This window comes from Belnapia sp. AC561, assembly GCF_979252845.1.
In genome coordinates this window covers 197,963-218,678 of record NZ_CEEDBP010000003.1, presented here as the reverse complement: position 1 = coordinate 218,678, position 20,716 = coordinate 197,963, and the positions used below count along the sequence as shown (strand labels likewise).

The 20,716-nt window shown below is 72.8% G+C and carries 16 protein-coding genes; 5 read left to right on the top strand and 11 right to left on the bottom strand.

The features are described from left to right. Positions 1–3,018 (top strand): CHAT domain-containing protein, encoded by a 3,018-nt coding sequence (locus tag AC0IW9_RS04095; protein ID WP_471646932.1) that lies wholly within the window; start codon positions 1–3, stop codon positions 3,016–3,018. Between the two features lie 69 nt (positions 3,019–3,087). Then, on the top strand, positions 3,088–5,310 hold the full coding sequence (locus AC0IW9_RS04090) for a serine/threonine protein kinase (protein ID WP_471646931.1): 2,223 nt from the start codon (positions 3,088–3,090) through the stop codon (positions 5,308–5,310). A gap of 35 nt (positions 5,311–5,345) precedes the next feature. On the opposite strand, the gene AC0IW9_RS04085 is transcribed toward AC0IW9_RS04090, so the two are convergent. The 11 genes from AC0IW9_RS04085 to tssA form a co-directional block, all read right to left on the bottom strand. Next, entirely contained in the window at positions 5,346–6,299 is a 954-nt protein-coding gene (locus AC0IW9_RS04085; RefSeq protein WP_471646930.1) for a hypothetical protein, read from the bottom strand. Between the two features lie 22 nt (positions 6,300–6,321). Further along, on the bottom strand, positions 6,322–7,008 hold the full coding sequence (locus AC0IW9_RS04080; RefSeq protein WP_471646929.1) for an OmpA family protein: 687 nt from the start codon (positions 7,006–7,008) through the stop codon (positions 6,322–6,324). A 76-nt stretch (positions 7,009–7,084) separates the two neighbouring features. After that, positions 7,085–7,669 carry an OmpA family protein gene (locus AC0IW9_RS04075; RefSeq protein WP_471646928.1) on the bottom strand — a complete coding sequence of 195 codons (585 nt, stop codon included), beginning with the start codon at positions 7,667–7,669 and terminating at the stop codon, positions 7,085–7,087. A gap of 132 nt (positions 7,670–7,801) precedes the next feature. After that, positions 7,802–8,791: a type VI secretion system baseplate subunit TssG gene (gene tssG, locus AC0IW9_RS04070; protein WP_471646927.1), complete on the bottom strand. Its 990-nt coding sequence runs from the start codon at positions 8,789–8,791 to the stop codon at positions 7,802–7,804. Positions 8,792–8,801: 10 nt separating this feature from the next. After that, positions 8,802–10,625 (bottom strand): type VI secretion system baseplate subunit TssF, encoded by a 1,824-nt coding sequence (gene tssF, locus AC0IW9_RS04065; RefSeq protein ID WP_471646926.1) that lies wholly within the window; start codon positions 10,623–10,625, stop codon positions 8,802–8,804. Position 10,626: 1 nt separating this feature from the next. Then, a complete protein-coding gene (tssE, locus tag AC0IW9_RS04060) occupies positions 10,627–11,130 on the bottom strand; it encodes a type VI secretion system baseplate subunit TssE (RefSeq protein WP_471646925.1) in 504 nt (167 codons plus the stop codon). Beyond that, complete coding sequence (locus AC0IW9_RS04055) at positions 11,127–11,930, bottom strand: type VI secretion system accessory protein TagJ (RefSeq protein WP_471646924.1); 804 nt, start codon at positions 11,928–11,930, stop codon at positions 11,127–11,129. The genes tssE and AC0IW9_RS04055 overlap by 4 nt, the downstream gene beginning before the upstream one ends. Next, a complete protein-coding gene (tssC, locus tag AC0IW9_RS04050; RefSeq protein ID WP_471646923.1) occupies positions 11,927–13,510 on the bottom strand; it encodes a type VI secretion system contractile sheath large subunit in 1,584 nt (527 codons plus the stop codon). The genes AC0IW9_RS04055 and tssC (AC0IW9_RS04050) overlap by 4 nt, the downstream gene beginning before the upstream one ends. Before the next feature lie 59 nt (positions 13,511–13,569). Continuing rightward, positions 13,570–15,063, bottom strand: a complete 1,494-nt coding sequence (gene tssC, locus AC0IW9_RS04045; RefSeq protein WP_471646922.1) for a type VI secretion system contractile sheath large subunit — start codon at positions 15,061–15,063, stop codon at positions 13,570–13,572. A gap of 3 nt (positions 15,064–15,066) precedes the next feature. After that, positions 15,067–15,576 (bottom strand): type VI secretion system contractile sheath small subunit, encoded by a 510-nt coding sequence (gene tssB / locus AC0IW9_RS04040; RefSeq protein WP_471646921.1) that lies wholly within the window; start codon positions 15,574–15,576, stop codon positions 15,067–15,069. Between the two features lie 131 nt (positions 15,577–15,707). Beyond that, positions 15,708–16,829, bottom strand: a complete 1,122-nt coding sequence (gene tssA, locus AC0IW9_RS04035) for a type VI secretion system protein TssA (RefSeq protein WP_471646920.1) — start codon at positions 16,827–16,829, stop codon at positions 15,708–15,710. A 134-nt stretch (positions 16,830–16,963) separates the two neighbouring features. Here tssA and tssH point away from each other — a divergent pair, with 134 nt between their 5' ends. The 3 genes from tssH to AC0IW9_RS04020 all read left to right on the top strand — a co-directional run bounded on the left by tssH (position 16,964) and on the right by AC0IW9_RS04020 (position 20,703). After that, positions 16,964–19,621, top strand: coding sequence for a type VI secretion system ATPase TssH (gene tssH, locus AC0IW9_RS04030; RefSeq protein WP_471646919.1), 2,658 nt, complete (start codon positions 16,964–16,966; stop codon positions 19,619–19,621). A 53-nt stretch (positions 19,622–19,674) separates the two neighbouring features. Further along, entirely contained in the window at positions 19,675–20,148 is a 474-nt protein-coding gene (locus AC0IW9_RS04025; protein ID WP_471646918.1) for an Hcp family type VI secretion system effector, read from the top strand. 87 nt (positions 20,149–20,235) lie between these two features. Next, on the top strand, positions 20,236–20,703 hold the full coding sequence (locus AC0IW9_RS04020) for an Hcp family type VI secretion system effector (protein ID WP_471646917.1): 468 nt from the start codon (positions 20,236–20,238) through the stop codon (positions 20,701–20,703). Positions 20,704–20,716 lie beyond the last annotated feature (13 nt).

Here is a 20,716-nt window from a genome sequence, read left to right as displayed (position 1 = left end):
ATGCCCCGTCTTCTCCTGGCCGCCCTGCTGCTCGCCGCCGCCGGCTGCACCCGCCCGCCCGAGAGCGCCTATGTCTCCGCCGCCAGCAGCACCGGCCCGGGCGACCCGGCCGGCAAGGATGCCAAGGGGGAGGATTGCCTCGCCCAGCCCGGCGCCGCCCTGCCGGCCGACCTGCCGGTGGCCCGGACCCGGGACGTCTATTGCGGTGGATGGTCGCAGCCGGCCGCCCGCGTCCTGCAATTGCGCGGCGCCACCTCCGCCGCCCAGCTCGATGCCCTGGCCCAGGGCGGGCTCTGGCGCACCTGGCTCGACCAGCGCGTCACCTGCGCGGCGCCGCAGGCGACCACGCTGGCCGGCGGCGTCCAGGCCCGGCTGCTGGCCTGCACCCGCAAGAACGGCGGCTGGCCGCATGTCGCGATGGTCGCCGCCGGGCCGGACGGGCCGGTCGTCGCCGATGGCGTCGCCACCGCGACGCCGGTCATGGAACGCCTCGCCGCCGGCCTCGCCGCCGGCGCCGGCGCCGGCCAGGCCCGCTCCGCCGCGCTCGAGATCGCGGTCCGCCGCATGGCCGCCGAGGCCTTCAGCGCCAATGACGTCGGCCGCTACGAGGAGCTGATGAACGTCGGCCGCGAGCTGAACCAGGCGGAGAATTTCGCCGCCGCCGAGGATGCCTACCGCGCCGCGCTCGCCCTGCAGGAACGCGTGCTCGGCCGCGGCAACCCGGATACCGCCGCGGCGCTGGTGCATCTCGCGCTCAACCTCTCGAACCAGGGCCGCGCCCAGGAAGCCGAGGCGCTGTTCATCCGGGCCGAGCCGCTGGCCGCCCGCGCCGCGGATCCGGTCGCCGGTGCCCGGCTGGCGCATTACCGTGGCCTCGCCGCCTTCCGCGACGGGCGGGAGGCGGATGGCAATGCCCTGCTGCGCGATGCCGAGGCGCGCTACGCGGCGCTGGTGCCGCGCAGCATGCTCGAGGGCAACGAGGGCGGCACGGCGCTGGTCAACGACCCCGCCACCGTCTCCGCCATGCTCGGCCTGTCGGAGGTCCGCCGCTACCTCGCCCGTGCCCTGGCCCGGGGCGAGGGCCGCGGGGAGGCGCCGGCGATGATCGCCGAAAGCCGCCGGCTGCTGCGCCAGACCGGGCTCGAATCCGGCCTGCTGGTCGCCCGGTCCCTCCGCACCGAGGCCGGCGCCTCGGTCTCGCTCGGCCGCGACGATGCCGCGGCGCGCCAGCTCGAGGCCGCGGCCCGCCGCTTCGCCATCGCCGCCCCGGGGGAACGGCCCGAGGCCGTCACCCTCTTCCTCAACGGCGCCCGGCGGCTGGCCAATGGCCGCCGCGCCGATGCGCTGGTCGCCTTCCGCGCCGGCGCCGCCATCCTCCGCGCCCGGCAGATCGCGCTGCCGATCAACCTCGTGCTGCCCTACCTCGATGCGCTGGAGGCCGAGGCCCAGGCCAATGCCGGCACGGCGCCGGCGCTGCGCAAGGAGGCCTTCGCCGCCGCTCAGCTCGCCCAGCGCAGCAACACCGTCCGCTTCGTGCAGCAGGCCAGCGCCCGCATCGGCGCCGCCGCCGGCGATGCCAAGGTCGCCGAGGCGGTGCGCCGGCTGCAGGATGCCGACCAGGCGCTGCGGGCGCTGTTCGCCGAGCGCGATGCCGGGCCGGTGCCCGGCCTCGATGCCCGCATCGCCGCCGCCCAGCAGGCGCGGGCGGAGGCCGAGAGCACCGTCGCCGCCGCCGCCCCGGGCTATCGCCAGCTCCTGCTCAGCGCCGTCGATGCCGATGCGGTCGCCGCCGCGCTGGGGCCGCAGGAGGCGCTGGTGACCATGCTGCTCGGCCGTGACCATGGCTGGGTGCTGATGGTCCGCGGCGGCCTGGTCCATGCCGCCCGCACCGAGCTGGGCGAGGTCGAGGCGGCGCGGCTGGTGAATGCGCTGCGCGCCGGCGTGGTGGATGCCGGCGGCCGGCCCGGCCCCTTCAACCCGGCGCCCGCCCAGGCGCTCTATGCCGCGCTGCTGGCGCCGCTCGCCGGGCCGCTGGAGGGTGCCGCGACGCTGGTCGTCGTCCCCGACGGACCGCTGCTCGGCATCCCCTTCGGCCTGCTGCTGACCGGCCCGGCCGATGCCGAGGCGCTGGGCGCCGCGCCCTGGCTGATCCGCCGCCATGCGGTCGTGCATGTGCCCTCGCCGCAGACCTTCGTCACCCTGCGCGGCGCCGGCCTCGGCTCCCGGGCGCCGCTGGCCTATGCCGGCTTCGGCGATTTCGTCCCGCCCAGCCCGGCGCAGCTGCTGCGCAGCTTCCCCGTGGACCGCTGCGCCGCCGATGCCCGCCTGGCGGCCGGGCTGGTGCGGCTGCCCGGCACCCGGATCGAGGTGCAGGAAGCCCAGCGCCTGACCGGCGCCCGGCCGCAGGACGTCCGGCTCGGCGCCGACTTCACCGCCGCCGGGATGCGGGGCGCCGATCTCGGCCAGCGCCGCATCCTCCACCTTGCCACCCATGCGCTGCTGCCGGGCGAGCTCTCCTGCCTGCAGGAGCCCTCGATCGTCGTCTCCGCCCAGGCCGGGGCGGCGGATGCGACGTCGTCCTTCGTCAAGGCCAGCGACCTGCTGGGCTACAAGCTGGATGCCGACCTCGTCATCCTCTCGGCCTGCAATACCGGCGGCCCGGGCGGGGCCGGCGGCGGCGAGGCGCTGTCCGGCCTGGCCCGCGCCTTCTTCTATGCCGGGGCGCGCGGGCTGATGGTGACGCATTGGGCGGTGGACGACAGCGCCGCGGCGCTGACGGTCGCGGACTCGCTCCGCCGGCAGCAGGGCGGCGCCTCCTCCGCCGCCGCGCTGCGCGGGGCCCAGCTGCTGCTGCTGGACGAGGCGGGCAAGCGCCTGCCCGATGCCTTCGCGCATCCCTTCTACTGGGCCCCCTTCGCGCTGATCGGCGATGGCCGGCGTGCTGCGCCGGCCACCACCGCGGCGCTATCGACCCCAGTGGTGCAAAGCGAAGGGGCGCAATCCGCCTCCAGGCTGTAGGATGCGGCGGATGCCTCCGGCCGCTGCCGGCCCGGGGCGCGGCTGGGGAGTTCCGGGGTTGCTGCGCGGATGATTCCGAACGAGATCGCCGGGAAATACGAACTCCGGGGCACCCTGGGCAGCGGCGCCATGGGCACCGTCTATGATTGCCTGGACCGCAACATCGAACGCCGCGTCGCCATCAAGGTGGTGAAGCTGCCCCCCGCCGGCGACCCGGAAGGGGAGGAGGCGCATGGCCGCTTCCGGCGGGAGGCCCAGGCCGCCGGCCGGCTCTCCCACCCCAACATCGTCGGCGTCTACGACTACGGCGAGAATGCCGAGACCGCCTGGATCGTCATGGAGCTGGTCGAGGGCGGCTCCCTGAAGGACCGGCTGGACCGCAAGGAACGCTTCCCCGTCGCCGAGATCGTCCGGATCATGGACCAGGTCTGCGCCGCGCTGGCCTATTCGCACGGCCGCGGCGTGGTCCACCGCGACATCAAGCCGGGCAACATCATGCTCGGCACGGATGGCCCCGGGGGAAGCATCGTGAAGATGGCCGACTTCGGCATCGCCCGGCTCGAGAATTCCTCGATGACCCAGGTCGGCACCGTCATGGGCACGCCGAGCTACATGGCGCCCGAGCAGCTCCGCGGCGAGACGGTGGATGCCCGTGCCGATATCTGGGCCGCAGGGGTGATGCTGTATCAGCTCCTCACCGGCGAGAAGCCCTTCGAGGGCGGCTTCTCCGCGGTGATGCACAAGGCGCTGCATACCGAACCCTCGCCGCCCTCGCAGCTCTCGGTCACCGCGCCGCGCGCCTTCGATGCGGTCATCGCCAAGGCGCTGGCGAAGCGGCCGGAGGATCGCTACGCGACCGCCGGGGCCTTCGCCGAGGCGATCCGCGCCGCCGCCACCGCCCCCGCGGCGGAACCCGGCGGCTTCGCCGGCGCCGGCAGGCTGCCCGGCCTCGATAGCGACGCGACCATGGTCGGCGGCATCGCACCCGCCCTGCCGCCGCGCCCGGCGGCCCCGCCCGCCCCACCCGCCAAGGGCGGCGCCCCGGTCGGGCTGATCGCCGGCGGTGTCGGCGCCCTGGCGGTGGCCGGCCTCGCGGCCTTCCTGCTGCTCGGCGGCGACGACAAGCCCGGCGAGCCGCAGCGGCTGGAGCAATTGCGCCAAGCCGCCGAGCGGGAGGCGACCGAGCGCCAGCGCGCCGCCGAGGCCGAGCCGGCCGGCACCAGCCAGCAGGAGGCCGAGCAGCGTGCGCAGGCGGAGGCCGCCCGCGCCGCCGGGGCGGAGCAGGCTCGGCTCGCCGCAGAGCAGCGTGCCCGCGACGAGGCGGCCCGGGCCGAGGCCGCCGGCCGCCAGCCGCAGACCGATGCGACCCGCCAGCAGGCCGAGCAGCGGGCGCGGGAGGAAGCCGCCCGGCTGGAGGCCGCCCGCGCCGAGGCCGACCGCACCCGCCGCCAGGCGGAGCAGGCCCGCGCCGAGGCCGACCAGCGCGCCCGCGACCAGGCCGCCGCCCAGCAGGCACAGGCCGCCGCCGCCGCCCAGGCCGAGCTGGAGCACCGCACCCGGGAGGAGGAGGCCCGCCGCGCCGAGGCCGCCCGCCAGCAGCAGGCCGCCGAGGAGTCCCGCCGCCGCGCCGAGCAGCTCCGCGCCGATCTCGCCGCGACCGGCGCCGCCCTGGCCGCCATGCCCTGCAGCCTGATCGCCTGGAGCGCGACCGCCACCACCCTGACCGCCTCCGGCGTCGTCCGCCGCGCCGACGAGCCGGCGCTGCGCCAGCAGCTCGCGGCGCGCGGCCTGCCGCCGGAGGCGCTGCGCCTCACCCTGCGGAATTTCGACGGGCCCTATTGCCCGGCGCTCGAGCTGGTGCGGCCGCTGGTCGCCGCGCCGGAGGCGGCGCCGCTGGCGGGCATCCTCGGCACCCTGCCGCTGGCCAAGGGAGAGCTGCTGCGGATGGACGTCACCGCGCCGCCCTGGCCGACCCAGCTCAGCGTCAGCTACCTCATGCAGTCGGGGGAGGTGGCGCATCTCGTCCCCTCCCGCGCCGAGGCGGCGAATGCGCAGATCCGCCTGGGCGAGCCGGCCGGCGGCTTCACCGGCTGGGAGGTGGACGAGCCCTTCGGCACCGACCTCGTGCTGGTCTTCGCCGCGGACCGGCCGATCTTCGCCCAGCGCCGCCCGGTGGTGGAGAAATCCGACGACTGGCTGAAGGCCCTGGCCATCGCGATGCGGGCGGCCCAGGGCCAGGGGGCGCGGATCGCGGTCCGCGCCCTGGTGGTGGAGACGGTGCCCAGGCGCTAGGCCAGAGGCTCAGGGCCAAGGCTCAGGGCCCAGGGTCAGGGCGGGGGCAGCCCGTCCCGCAGCAAGCCGCGCAGCCGCTCCACCGCCGGCTCCGTCATCCCGACCATGGCCGGGGCGAAGAAGCGCGGATCCGGCGTGAACAGCAGATAGGCCATGGTCTCGTTGGCCATCAGGTCGTCGTTGGTCGCGTCATAGCCCTCCCGCGCCAGGAAGGCGCGGAAGGCGGCGCGCTCGGCCTCGGCGAAGCGGTCCTGCCAGATGGCATGCACATGCGCGGCGAAGCCGGGGATGGTGAAGTAATGCCCATGGCCGATCTCGTGCCGCAGCACCGTCGCCCGCATCGCCCGGTCCATCTGCGGCCCCGGCCCGGCGATGGAGACCAGCGCCAGCGGCCCCGGCCCGGCCTCGGCCACCGCCAGGGCCAGCTGGTCGCGGACCCAGAGCTCGGCCTCGTTCAGCCCGACCCGGTCGCGCTCCGCCAGGGCGAAGAAGCGGGCGAGGTCGCCGGCGCGGTAGTCGTGCCCGAGGAACCAAGTGGCCGGGGTATCGCCGCTGCGGGCGATCACCGCCGCCAGCTCCGCCGCCGCCAGCAGCCGGTCCCGCGGCAGGCCCGCCTTCTCGATCAGCGCCGCCGCCCGGTTGAGCGCGGCGCCCTGCTGATCGAGGTCGGGGAAGACCAGCACGAAGACCCGCGGATTCTCCGCCAGCCGGCGCAGCAGCGGCAGGTCCGGCAGCAGCGCCGCCAGCTCCGCCTCCGCCACCAGGGCGACGGCGGGGCGGGGCGGCGGCATCACCACCGCCGGAGAGGGGGCCGGGGATTGGGCCGGCGGCGTGCTGCCCGAGAGAACCCAGGCCCAGCCGCCGATCCCGGCAAGGGTCACCGCCAGCGCGGCGGCGGCCCAAGGGCGAGCCCAGGGACTGGGGCGCCGTGGCGGGGGCTGGGCGGCGGGCGGCGCGATCCGCAGCGTATCGTCGTCCGCCAGACCCATGGCGCCACCCCCATGGTTCGGTTCAGTTGCCGATATTGACCACCTGCACCCGCCGGTTCCGGGCCTCGGAGACCTGCGGCGGCGTCGGCACCAGCAGCTGGGAGGAGCCGAAGCCGACCGCGACCAGCTTGGCCGGCTCCACCCCATAGACCCGGGCCAGGTGCTCCCGCACCGCGGCGGCGCGGCGCTCGGACAGCGCCTGGTTCACCGCGGCATCGCCGACGGAATCGGTATGGCCCTCGATCCGGAAGCGATAGGGCGCCAGCTCCGGGGAGGCCAGGGCGCGGCCGAGCGGCGCCAGGGCGCGCTCGGCCTCCGGTGTGAGCATGGCGGAGCCGCTGGCGAAGGTGACGGTGATGGAGACCGAGGGCGCATCCGCCGTGGTCTCCCGCGCCTGCGGCGCCGGGCGGGGTGCCGGCGGGCGGTTGGCGGCGTTCTGCGCCGGGCTCGGCGCGGCGGCGGGCGGCGGCGGCGTCGGCATGGCCGCCGGGGCGGCCGGGCTGCTCCAGACCGGCGCGGGGGCGGCGGGGGCGGCCGGGGCCGGCGCTTCCCCCGGGATCCGCAGGCCGCGGGTGCCCGAGCTGGCCGAGGGCTTCAGCCGGTCGATCAGGGATTGCGCGGCCATGTCGCTCTGTGCCCGCGCCGCCTGCGGCAGTGCGCCCAGGAGGATGAGGCCCGCGGCGCCGGCGAGCAGGGTGAGGCGAAGCATCGAGCAGCCTCCTTGGGGGGGATGGTTCATCAGCGGAAGGGACCGGACCTGGGGCAGGGAAGGGAAGGGGACGGGATCAGCCACCGAGGTTCACGACCTGGACCCGGCGGTTGCGCGCTTCCGCGGTATCGTCCGGCGTCGGCACCAGAAGCTGGCTCTCGCCGAGGCCGACCGCCTCGAGCCGGTCGGCGCCGACCCCGTAGCGGCCGGTCAGGTAGTCCCGCACCGTCATGGCGCGGCGTTCCGACAGGCTCCGGTTCAGCTCGGCGCTGCCGACGGTATCGGTATGGCCCTCGATGCGGAACCGATAGGGCGTGAGCTGCTGGGAGCTCAGGGCCTGGCCCAGCGCATCCAGGCTGCGGGCCGCCGCCGGCGTCAGCTCGGCCGAGCCGGTGGCGAAGCGGACGCTGATCGAGGCGGCGCTGACCCCGGCCGGGGCGGTGGTGGCGGCCAGGCGCGATGGCGGCGCGGCCGGCGGGCCGGCCGGCGTGGCGCCGGGCTGTTCGCTCGGCATGCGGATGCCGCGGGTCTGCGGCTGCAGCTGCTGGATCAGGTCGCGCGTGGACGGACTTTCGGCCTGGCTCCGCTGCGCCATCGCTGCGGCAGGCTCCAGCACGAGCAAAGTTCCGGCGACCAGCATGGACCAGGACCGCGTCAGCATCAGGCAACCTCCACGCAACGGCGGTATCTTAGCGCATCCAAACCATGTCGCACATGGCACTCAATGCAATGCACGTAAGGGTTGCTGTCCGAAGGGCGCGGATTTCCGCCATTCCCTAACGGTTCGTGGCGATCACCGTATTGTGACAAGGGATGCATCGAATTGGGCCTCCCCGCCGTCCCGTCGGCGCGGCTTCGGCGCCGTCAGCCAGCTGGACCAGCCAAGCCTGCCCCGGCCCAGCGCCAGCGGCGGAATCGATGCCGCGGCAAGCACCGGATTGATGGCGAAGCCGGTATCCAGCCCAGCGAAGAGCCGTGCCAGGGCGAGGATGCGGCCATGCCGCGGGGTGCCGGGCAGCAGCGCCTCGAAGCCCGGCAGGTCCACCGGGCCCAGCCGGATGGTGAAGCGCGCCTGGCTGTCCCAGGTCTCCGCCCCGGCGACGGCGCCCTGGCCCAGCACCGCATGCTGCCCGGTGGCGCCGCGGCCGCGGCCGCCGCCGGCCAGCCGCGTCTGCTCGGTCTTCGGCAGCCGCAGCCAGCCGCCGGCGAATTCCTCGATCCGCACCGCGACCCCGGTCTCCTCCTCCAGCATCGCCTGGAGCCGGGCGGCGGAGCGGCTGCGGGAGGCGAGGTTGCCGGCGTGGAACAGCAGCGTCTCCAGCGGCACCCCCAGCCGCCCGGCCTGGTGCGGCGTCGCCAGCCCGGTCACCGCCGCCAGCGCATGCTCGGCCGGCGCCGGCGCCCGGGTGGGCCGGTACTTCTCCCCCGCCTTCACGAACAGCCCGGTGAAGCGGGAGGCATTGAGGTCGAGGAAGCGGTGCAGCGCCTCGGAGCGCTTGCGCTGCTCGGTCCCGACCAGGGCGGTGTAGTGCCGCGGCAGCACGCCGCCGGCGCCGACCAGGCCGAAGGTGGGGGTCGCCAGATGCAGGCTGCCGGGGCGCAGCGCGCCGACCTCGCCCAGCGGATAGCCGAGCCGCAGCACGCTGCGGTAGTGCAGCGCCATCACCTCGCCGCCCGGCGCCAGCAGATGCGCCGCCTGGTCCAGGGTGAAGCGCGTCGCCTCCCGCAGCAGCCGGTCGCGCGGCGCCGCATCCACCGGCCGGATCGGCGGCGGCAGGCTCATGACCCCGCCCTCACAGCAGCGTCCGGGTGCCGCTGCGGGCCGGCCACTGCGCCACCAACCCGCCGCGGCCGCGCAGCGCGACGGCGGTGCGGACGAAGGCATTGACCGAGACCTGCAGCGACAGGAAGCGCTCCAGCACGGCCGCCATCAGGTAGAGCCCACCGCCCTGCCAGCGCTGGGCATCGAAGGTCAGCGTCACGTCCAGGCCGCGCACCAGCGCCCCGGGCCGGCCGCCCGGCAGCCGGGCGACACCCGGCTTCGCATCCACCGCCAGCAGCGCCGAGAGGGCGGAGCGGCTTTCCGCGCTGTCCCGCAGGTCGTGCAGCCGCAGCATCTCGCGCAGCGCCAGCGCGCCCGCCTCGCCGCCCGAGACCGAGAGGTGGTTCAGCGCCAGATGCGAGATCAGCTTCCAGGCGCCGCGTTCCCGCAGGCTCGGCCGCAGGGTCGGGGTCGGCGGCGAGATCGCCTCGGCATGGGCGACGGGCGACCCGCCGGCGGCGATCCGCAGCAAGGGCTGGCCGCCGCCGAAGGGCAGCATGGAGGGCAGGTCGCGGTTGCAGCAGAGCGCCTCCACCGTCAGCACGCCATCCGCCGGGCGGGCCGGGTCGAAGGCGGCATCGCGGAGCGTCAGCAGCGTCTCGGTCCCGCCGAGGGCGGGCGGCGCGGCGCGGCGGCCGGCGATGAAATGCGCCTCCGCCGTCTCACCCTCGGCATCCGCCCGGCCCAGCCGGTGGAAGGGCAGCACGAAGCGCCGCGTGCCATCGGCCCGGCTTTCCCGCACCTGCTCCACCGCATAGACCTCGAGCGCGGTCGGCCGCCGCGCATCCGGCACCACCAGCCATTCGGACTGGGTGCCATCGAGGGCGATCGGCTCGCAGCGCTGCGGAAAGAGGTTCACCGCCGGGGTGCAGCCGAGCGCGAAATTATCGGCGCCGAGGGTCCGCTCCAGCTCCGGCATGGAGCGGCTGAGGTAGATGAAGACCTCCATCCGCTCGCCGCGCTGCACCAGGCTGCGGCTGTCGAGGCCATCGAGGTCGAGGTAGAGGAATTTCTCCGGGAAGGCGAAGAACTCGGTCAGCAGCCGATGCCCGGCGAAGGCCCGGCGCGGCCAGGGCAGTGCCGCCTCCTCCGCCTCGAAGCCGCCCGGCTGCAGCGCGCCGGCGCCGAGGATCACCGGCTTCGGATCCGCCGGCCCATCGGCAAGCGCGATCGACAGCGTCGCGGTGCAGAGCAGCTCATGCAGCTGCGCCGCCGCCGGGCCGATGCCGCGGAGGTGCAGCCGCAGCCGGTCGAGCCCCAGCCCGGCGATCGGCAGGTCCGGCGCCGTGGTCCGCAGCGTCAGCCGCAGGCAGGCGACCGCCCCGGCGGCGCGCGGATTGGCCGGCGCGGTCAGCGGCAGCCCGCCGAGCCGCGCCTGCTCGATCACCAACGGCCAGAGCGTCACGTCGTGGCAGGTACGGAAGCGGACCGGCTCGCCGCGCACCGGCTCGGTCTCCACCGGCAGGCCGCGCGGGACCTTCACCACCGCCTGGCTGGCCGCCGGCGCCGCCAGCCGCAGCGTCGTCATCGAGGGCACCGGCGCCAGCAGATGCGGCGAGAGCATCTCCAGCAGCGCGTCGCTGATCTCCGGCAGCTCGTCGTCCAGCCGGTGCTGCACCCGGGCGGCGAGGAAGGCGACGCCCTCCAGCAGCCGGGCGACGAAGGGGTCGTCCACCGTCTCCGCCGAGAGCCGCAGCCGTCCCGCGACCTTGGGGAAGGCCTCGGCGAATTCGCCGGCATCCTTGCGGATCGCCGCCAGTTCCCGGTTGAAATAGGGCAGCAGGGCCTCGGACACCTCAGCTCTCCCGCACGGCGACGTCGAGGGTGACGGGGCGCAGATGCGTCTCGAAGGTGATCTGCTCGGGCAGCGGGTCGCTGCGCAGCACCGCCTCGACGCGCAGCCGCAGGGTGCGGTCCATCAGCTCGCCCTTGTCCTTGGGCGGCTTGGCGAGGCTGACCCGCACGTTCATCAGCCGCGGCTCGAAGCGGCGGACCGCGGCCTCCACCTCGGCGGCCAGCGCCTCGCGCCGCTCGTCCTCGGTGAAGCTGCCCGCGGTCGGGTCGGGGATGCCATAGCCCAGGGGGGAGGTCGGCAGCGCCGCCAGCCCGGCCGGCAGCGGCACCCGGCGCCGCCGCGCATTCAGCAGGGTCTCGAGGTCCCGCCGCACCGCCTGGCGCAGCGTCTCGACGGCGTATTGCACCGTGACGGGCGGGTCCACCGGGGCGGCCGGATCGGCATCCAGCAGCCGGTCCAGCAACGGCAGGCGGATGCGCCCGCTGTTGCGTCCGGTATCGCTCATGCGAAGCTGAGGCTGCCCGCGGCGGCCAGCGGCAGGGCTTCCTCGCCGGCCAGCAGCAGCCGCTGGCCGAGGCCGCGCACCGGGCCCTCGCCGGCATCCGGCCAATCCGTCTCCCGCCCCAGCTTGAGGGAGGCGGGGGTCTTCGGATCGGTCCAGAGATAGACGGCGGGGATGAAGACCAGGCCTTCGGTGCCGTCCTTCAGGGTGAGGTTGGTGCGGCGCCAGAAAAGGTCGCGCGGCCGCCGGGCGGCCTCGAAGCTCAGGCTCTGCAGCCGCTCGACCGGCACCCACATGTAGTCGCCGCCCGCAGTCAGCACCTCGAAATGCGGGCTGAAGAGGTCGTCGGCATCGCGCAGGTCGTCGAACTCCAGCACGGTGCCGTCCGGCGCGCGGGCCTGGCCGGGGGCGCGGGGCCGCAGCTCCTCGGCCTCCGCCGCCGCCGCCGCGGCGCCGGCGGCATCGCCGAGCCGCAGCAGGGTTACCGCCCGCATCGCCGCGGTCTGCGCCGGCGTCGCCTCGTCGCCCTGGAATTTCGGCACGCGGCCTTCGCCGAAGACCTGCCGCCGCACCACCTCGGCCCGCAGCAGCCGGCGGAATTCCAGCACGGCGGGGGAAGGCTCGTCCTCGATGACGCTGTCGAGCGTCCGGTCGGCCCGCTCGACCTCCCCGGCAAAGAGCAGCATCTCCGTCAGCAGCCAGCGGGCGCCGGCATCGCGCGGCGCCGCTTTCACGCCCGCGGTCGCCGCGGCGATGGCGGCGGTCAGGTCCCCCGCCTGGAATGCGTCACCGATGTTGCTCATGCTGCGGCCCTCGGCGCGGAGAGATCGGTGACCAGCCGGAAGGCAGCGCCCACCTCGTCCAGCTGGAAATGCGGTTGCATCAGGATGGTGCAGCCGAAGACGCCGGGCTGCCCCGGCTTCTCCCGCACCTCGACCTTGGCGGCGCGCAGCGGCTGGCGGGCGCCGCTCTCGCCGACCGCCCCGCTATTCGCGCTGGTGTACTGCATCAGCCAGGTCTGGAGCTTGCGCTCGACATCCTGCGGCGTCTTGAAGCTGCCGACCATGTCGCGGCCCAGCATCTTCACGCAATGGGCGAAGCGGCTGACGCAGAGCACGGCGTTGAACTGGGCGGAAAGCCGCTGGTTGGCATTGGCGCCCTCGCCGGTCATGCGCGGCGGGCGATGCAGGCTGGGGGCGGCGGCGAAGGCGGCCTCGGCCAGGCCTTCCAGCCCGATCATCGGCATCAGCCCGGCTTCCACCACCTGGCGTTCCTGGTCGTCGGTCAGCGAGACCTCGATCGGCGGCCGCCCCGGCGCGCCGGGCGGGTCGCTGGCGAAGCGTTCATGCGGCAGCCCGTCCACCACCCCGCCGGCCGCGGCATGGCCGACCATGGCGCCGCGGATATCGGCCGGCCAGCCATAGGTGGTGAAGGCGCGGAGGGTGACGGCGGCCAGCGGATAGACCGCGCTCATCCAGGCCCGCGCCCCGGGCTGGCCATGGTCCGGCCGGTAGCGGAAGCGGTCCGCCCGGGCGCCGTTGTCCGGCCAGGGCGGCCGGGCCAGGGCGCGCGGCAGCAGCACCGCCAGGAAGCGGGTATCCTCGCGTTCCTGCAGGTTGCGCCAGCGCCGCCGCTCGGCGCCGCGCATCGGCTCGGTCGGGTCGATCGCCGGCCCCAGCTCCTGCCAGCTGTCGAGGCCGAACAGGGCGGGATGCGCGGCGACGACGGTGGGCGAGAAGGCGGCGGCGGCGATGCCGGCCAGCGCATCCAGCCCGGCTACGTCATCGGTGCTGCTGCCGGGGCCGGGGAAGGGCCGCAACTCCCAATCGCCGCAGAGCAGACCATAGGGCTCGCCGCCGGGGGTGCCGAATTCCTCCTCGTAGATCTTCTTGAACAGCTGGCTCTGGTCGAATTCGATGGCCCGCTCGAAGTCGCGGCAGGCCTCGGCCCAGCGCAGGCTCAGCAGCTTCACCTTGCAGCGGTTGCCGGCGGGCAGCCGCCCGGCCAGCCAGTGCAGCCCCCGCCAGGAGCCTTCGAGCCGCCGCAGCCGGTCCTGTCGCAGCACCGCATCCAGTTGCTCGGAAACGATGCGGTCGATGGTGGCGAGGTCGCGGTCCACCGCTTCCTCCAGCCGCTGAACCGCCTCCGCGCGGCCGCGCGCCGTGCCGTCATGCGTCAGCAGCGCCTCGATCGCGGCATCGCCGAACCACATCCGCAGCGCGGTATTGCCGCGTTCCACCAGGAAGCTGGCGAGCATATCCGCCGCCATCGCCCCGGCGCGGCCAAGGAAGCGGCCGGAGAGCGCCGCCACCCGCAACGGCGGCGGTGCCTCAGGCGCTTCGCCCGAACCAGCGGCCGCCGAGGCCGGCGGCGTTCCGTCCATCACCGGCGCACTCCCTGCGGCATGACGGTCCTCAGGCCGGACCCGTCAGCCCGGACCCATCAGGCCTTCTGCGGAATCCGCGCGACCATCCGCATGGAGGTGGTCAGCTCCTCCATCTGCAGCCAGGGCTGCAGATGCGCGACCGCGTTGTAGGACCCCGGACGGCCCGGGATCTCCACCACCTCGATCTTGGCGCTGCGCAGCGGATAGCGCGCCTTGGTCTCGGCGCCGGCGCTGGAATTGCCGTTCACGTAATTGGCGATCCAGCGGTTCAGCCAGGCCTGGCAATCGGAAGCCTCCATGAAGGAGCCGATCTTGTCGCGCGCCATTACCTTCAGGAAGTGGGCGAAGCGGCTGGTCGCCATCAGGTAGGGCAGGCGGGCGGAGATGGCGGCATTCGCCGTCGCTTCCGGCCGATCGTACTTCTTTGGCTTCTGCGTCGATTGCGCGCCGAAGAAGACCGCGTAGTCGGTGTTGCGGTAGTGGCAGAGCGGCAGGAAGCCGAGCGAGGACAGCTCCGCCTCGCGCCGGTCGGTGATACCGATCTCGGTCGGGCACTTGGCGTCCATGTCGCCGTCGTCCGAGGTGAAGACGTGGTTCGGCAGGTTCTGCACCTTGCCGCCGCCCTCTGCGCCGCGGATGGCGACGCAGAAGCTGGACTGCGCGAAGCTGTCCGTCATCCGCTGCGCCATGACATAGGCGGCGTTCATCCAGCAGTAGTCGTTGTGGTCCATCGACTTGGCATTGCCGGCCTCGTCGAAGGGCGCTTCCTCGTAGCCGAAATCCTCGACCGGGACGGTGCCGGCGCCATAGGGCAGCCGGGCGATGACCCGCGGCATGACCAGGGTGACGAAGCGGCTGTCCTCGGTGTCGCGGTAGGAGCGCCACTTGGTGTATTCCGCCGTCTCGAAGATCTTCGTCAGGTCGCGCGGCTTCGACAGCTCGCGCCAGTCGGTCATGCCGAACATGCCGGCGCCGACGCCGGAGATGAAGGGCGCGAAGGCGCTGGCCGCCACGTTGGAGGCGAGGCGCAGCGTCTCGATGTCGTCCGGGTGGTTGGTCCATTCGTAGTCGCCGACCAGCGCGCCATAGGGCTCGCCGCCCGGGGTGCCGAACTCGTTCTCATACACCTTCTTGAAGAGCTGGCTCTGGTCGAACTCGACCGCCCGCTGCAGGTCGCGCGAGAGGTCGCGCTTGCTGCACTGGAGCATCCGCAGCTTCAGCGAGGAGCCGGTCTCCGAATTCTGCACCAGGTAGTGCAGCCCGCGCCAGGAGCCCTCGAGCTTCAGGAAGCGCTCGTTGTGCATCACCGCGTTGAGCTGGGCGCTGACCTTGGCATCCAGCGCGGCGATCGCCCGCTCGAAGGTCTGGGTCAGGTTGCGGCTATAGGTGACGGTGCCCTTCAGGGCTTCCTCGGTCAGCGCCTTGATCAGGTCCTGGGCGCGGTCGCGCTCGGTCTGCTTGGTGGCGCCCAGCACCTGGTCGAGCAGGCCGAGGCCGGCGTCTTCCGTCGTCGTCGTGGCGGCCGAGGCCGCCGACTGCGTCCCGCTCATCGCTCAGCCCCCTTGCTTGTCGAGGCCGAGCTGCGACGACAGCGCCGCCAGCTTGTCCTTGTCCTGCAACACCTCCTCGAGCAGCCCCTCGAGCTCCTCCGAGCGGTCCACCTTGCTCATCAGGTCGCGCAGCTTGGCGCGGGTATCGAGCATCGCCTTCAGCGCCGGGACCTGCTCGGCCACCTTGGCCGGCTCGAAATCCTCGATCGAGCGGAACTTCAGGTTCACCGCCATCTGGCTGCCGTCGCCGGCCAGGGTATTGTCGACCCGGATGTTCAGGCCGGGCTGGATGCGGGCCATCACGTCGTTGAAATTGTCGCGATCGATCTGCACGAATTTCCGTTCGGCGAGCGGCTTCAGCGGCTCGGTCGGGTCGCCAGCGAAATCACCCATGACGCCGACGACGAAGGGCAGCTCCCGCTCGATCGCAGCGCCCTCGGTCTCCACCTCATAAGTGATGTGCACACGAGGCTTCCGGACCCGAGCAAGCTTCTGGTGAACGCTGCCGCTCATCCCTGTTCTCCCAACACGCGCGTGTAACGGTTGCCGCCGCCGGGATACGATACGCGCCCGAGCGAAAACCCGTCAATGAAAGCCTGTCGTCGCCCCTGCCAGGGCAGGCCGGCCATGGCGGCCGGGCGCTCTCAGCTGCCGGTGATGCGGATCCCCAGCATGGTCAGCATCGCCTGGCGGGCGCCGTTGTCCGGCAGCACCTCGGCCAGCAGGTCCGGCAGCGGCATGCGCGCCCGGCGCACCGCGTCGTCCAGCGTATAGGGCAGGGGCGAATGCGGCTCGGTCTTGCGGAAGTAGTCGGCCAGCTCTTCCAGCTGGCGGATCGCATCCTCGCGCGTCCGCAAGGCCCGCGGCGCCGCCACCGCGCCCGCCACAGCCGGTCCGTCCTCCGCCACCGCCAGCACCTCCTCCGCCTCGGCCGGCGCCAGCGCCGCCGCATCCTCGTGCACCGGGCCGATCAGCCGGGTGGCGATCTCCTGCATCCAGTCCAGCGCCTCGGCCACCCGCCGGGTATTGGGCGCGAGGTCGCCGAAGCGGGTGTCCATCTGCGCCCCGAGCGCGTCCCAGACGCGGCGCGCCCGCATCGCCAGCTGGGCATTGCGCCGCAGGAAGGCGGCATCGATGCGCGCCTCGTTCTCGAGCGCCTTCATCTCGGGCACGCCGGCGTCGTAGCGCGCCTTGCGCCGCTTCTTGTTGTCGCCCTCGTTCGGGATCGCCTCGGTATCCTCGGCGATCTTCCAGAGATGCAGCCCGACGTTGCGGCCGTCCGACCGGCGGAACAGCGCCAGCCGCCGCAGCGGCTGCATCAGCGTGCCGTCGACGCCGTCGCCGGAGAGGCCGCCGAGCGGCGCGGCGCGGATATCCATCCCGTCCTCGTCCGGCTGCGGGAAGCCGGGGTCCCAGTACTTCTCCAGCAGCCCGCACAGCAGCTCGGCGCCGCCGACCAGCCCGGCCAGCCCGTCCAGCCGCACCAGCGCTTCCAGCAGCCAGGCGGCGATCTCGAAATCCTTGGTCTTCTCGCCGAGGCATTGCAGCCCGAGCCGCTTCACCTCGCGCCAGCCCTGCGGCACCGCCGGATCGGCCTCGCCCGAGGTCTCCAGCGCCCGTTCCTCGGCCCGCGCCTCGGCCCGCGCATCGCGCAGCTTCTGGTAGGGCGAGGTCGGCGAGTAGTCGGTTCGCAGATCCACGCCGACGCCGCCATCCCCGTCGAGCGGCGCGAGCAATGTCTCAAGATCCAGCAATGATTCCGACATGCCGCCCCGTTCGCTCCCAGCCCTGCCGCATCCGGCCCGGATGCTATCATGCTGGACACCTCTCGCCCAACCCGTTTACCGTCCGAACCGGTTTCAAGCCAAGACTCAGGCGATTAACGGGAGCTTAACGGCGCATGGTGGCCATCGACCTGAAGTCCCTTGTCGGGAGGATGGGCTCGCTCTGTCGCCGGCAGCTCGAAGCGGCCGCCGGGCTGACCTTGTCGCGCTCCCACTACAACGTCGAGATCGAGCACCTGCTCCTCAAGCTGGTGGAGACGCAGGGCTCGGACGTGAATGTCCTGCTGCGCAAGCAGGGCATCGACAGCGGCCGGGTGATCGCCGAGATCACCCGCGCGCTCGACAAGCTCCGCACCGGCAATGCCCGCGCGCCTTCGCTCTCCCCGGACATCGTCACCTGGCTGCGCGAGGCCTGGCTGCTCGCCTCGCTCGAGGGCGGCACCGGCAAGATCCGCTCGGGCCATATGCTCGCGGCGCTGCTGGCCGATGAGACGCTGTCGCGCTCGGTGAAGGATGCGGCGCCGAGCCTGCTGTCGCTGCCGGCCGATGCGCTGCGCCGCGGCGGGCTCGATGCCCTGACCGAGGGCAGCACCGAGGCCGAGGAAGCCGGCGCGCCGCTGCCGGGCGATGCCGCGGCCGGCGTCGCCGCCGCGCCCGGGGAGGCGCCGCGCGGCGGCGGCCCGCTCGACCAGTTCTGCACCGACCTGACGGCCCAGGCCAAGGCCGGCAAGATCGACCCGATCCTCGGCCGCGACGGCGAGATCCGCCAGGTCATCGATATCCTGACGCGGCGCCGGCAGAACAACCCGATCCTCACCGGCGAGCCCGGCGTCGGCAAGACGGCGGTGGCGGAAGGCTTGGCGCTGCGCATCGCCGCCGGCGACGTGCCGGAAGCGCTGCGTAAGGTGAAGCTGATGTCGCTCGACCTCGGCCTGCTGCAGGCCGGCGCCGGCGTGAAGGGCGAGTTCGAGAATCGTCTCAAAGGTGTCATCGATGCGGTGAAGGCCTCGCCCACGCCGATCGTCATGTTCATCGACGAGGCGCATACGCTGATCGGCGCCGGCGGCGCGGCCGGGCAGAACGACGCCGCCAACCTGCTGAAGCCGGCGCTCGCCCGCGGCGAGCTGCGCTGCCTCGCCGCCACCACCTGGGCCGAATACAAGAAGTACTTCGAGAAGGACGCGGCGCTGACCCGGCGCTTCCAGGTCGTGGCCGTCGGCGAGCCCTCCGTCGCGCTGGCCCAGGCGATGCTGCGCGGCCTGGTCGGCACGCTCGAGAAGCACCACGGCGTCCGCATCCTGGACGAGGCGGTGGAACAGGCCTGCATCCTCTCCGCCCGCTACATCCCGGCGCGGCAATTGCCGGACAAGGGCGTCTCGCTGCTCGATACCGCCTGCGCCCGCGTCTCGATGAGCCAGGCGGCGATCCCGGCGCCGCTCGAGGATCGCCAGCGCCGGCTCGACCTCATCGCCACCGAGCTCGGCGCCATCGCGCGCGAGACCGCGGCCGGCGCCGACCACCTCTCGCGCCGCACTGCGCTCGAGGACGAGCGCACGGCGCTGCAGACCGAGCTCGCCGCGCTTGAGTCCCGCTGGGCGGAGGAGAAGGGCCTCGTCGCCCGCATCCGCGAGCTGCGCGAGACGATCGAGGCCTCGCTGCTGCCGGATGCGGCCGCGGTGGATGCGGGCACGCTGCAGGCCGAGCTCACCGGCACCACCACCGCGCTGCGCAGCCTGCAGGGCGAGGAGCCGCTGGTGCATCCCGTGGTCGATGGCCAGGCCGTCGCCGAGGTGGTCGCCACCTGGACCGGCATCCCGGTCGGCCGCATGGTATCCGACGAGATCAAGACCATCCTCAACCTCAAGGACAAGTTGGAGGAACGCGTCGTCGGCCAGCCGCATGCGCTGGAGGCGATCGCCCAGGCGATCCGCACCAACCGCGCCGGGCTGACCGACCCGCGCAAGCCGGTCGGCGTCTTCATGATGGTCGGCACCAGCGGCGTCGGGAAGACCGAGACGGCGCTCGCCGTCGCCGATCTGCTCTATGGCGGCGAGCAGAACCTGACGACCATCAACATGAGCGAGTTCAAGGAGGAGCATAAGGTCTCGCTCCTCATGGGCTCGCCGCCCGGCTATGTCGGCTATGGCGAAGGCGGCGTGCTGACCGAGGCGGTGCGGCGGCGTCCCTACAGCGTCGTGCTGCTGGACGAGATGGAGAAGGCCCATCCCGGCGTGCAGGACGTGTTCTATCAGGTCTTCGACAAGGGCAACATGAAGGACGGGGAAGGGCGGGACATCGACTTCCGCAACACCGTCATCATCATGACCTCGAATGCCGGCACCGATACCATCGCGAAATTGTGTGCCGACCCGGACCTCATGCCGGAGCCGGAAGCGCTGACCGAAGCGCTGCGGCCGGACCTGCTGAAGGTCTTCAAACCGGCCTTTCTCGGCCGCTGCAACATCGTCACCTATTATCCGCTGGCCGACGACATCATGACCTTGATTGTCGGATTGCAGCTGAATCGGATCGCCCGGCGCGTGAAATCGGCCTACGGCGTGCAGTTCCTGGTTGATGACAGCGTTCCGGCGGCAATCGTCGCCCGCTGCAAGGAAGTCGAAAGCGGTGCCCGGAATATCGAGAACATCCTCAACCGCACGATGCTGCCCGAACTCTCGGCGCAGATCCTGGCCCGGCTGGCCGAAGGCGGCGAGGTCGGGCAGGTGCAGGTTGGCATGGGCGAAGGTGGCACGTTCCGCTACAATATCGGCTAGGGGACGGCATCGGGTCGTCACCGGGATGCCGGGCAGGCAGAGGGAGTAAGGCAATGGCAATTCTCGTGAAATATCCTGACGTGAAGGGCGAGTCCAAGCTCGAGGGCTTCGACGAGTACTTCGAGGTCAGCAGCTTCCAGTTCGGCGTCGGCCGTGGCATCGGCTCGGCCCGCGGCACCTCCACGCGGGAAAGCGGCATCGCCTCGGTCAGCGAAGTCGTCGTCACCAAGCAGAGCGACGGCACCACCATCAAGCTGTTCGAGGAAGCCCTGCACGGCGAGCTCGACAACGTCGTCGACATCAAGTTCACCCGCACCGCCAAGGACAAGCCGACGGTCTATTTCAGCGTCGAGCTGACCGGCTGCGGCGTCTCCGGCTTCTCCATGTCCTCGGGCGGCGACCGGCCGACCGAATCCCTCACCCTGAACTTCGACAAGGTGAAGCTCGGCTACAGCCCGGTCGGCGACGACCTGACCGGCGACAACACCTACTACACCTGGGACCTTTCCAAGGGCACCGGTTCGTAAGCTTCCCGCCTCACCGGCAAGGGGCCGGGGCGGCGCGCAGGCGTCCCCCGGCGTCCCGGCCGCCCCAGCATCCCAAGGCAGGCCCGCATGGCGATCTTCATGCTCTACGAAGGCATCACCGGCGAGCATGCCGTCGCGGAGCAATCCGGCTTCATCAAGCTGGACTCCACCGGCTGGGGCATGGTGCGCGGCAATTCCTCGGTACCGCCCGCCCTGCGCTCCCGCAACGAGCCCTCCATCACAGAGGTCACCTGCACCAAGGCGACCGATGGCAGCAGCATCGCCCTGCTGATCGAGGGGCTGACCGGCCGCTTCGACCGCACCGTCACCATCAACTTCATGCGCCAGGGCACCGGCACGGTGCTCACCTACCTCAGCTACAAGCTGTTTGATTGCGGCATCAGCAGCTTCCACCAGAACGGCCCCGGGGATGGCGCGCCGATGGAAAGCTTCTCGCTGAATTTCACCGCCATCGAGGTGACCCACACGGTCTTCCAGGACGACTTCACCGGCGTCCCCTCGAACGTCTTCTACAGCATCCCGGACGCGCAGTAGCGCCGCGGCATCA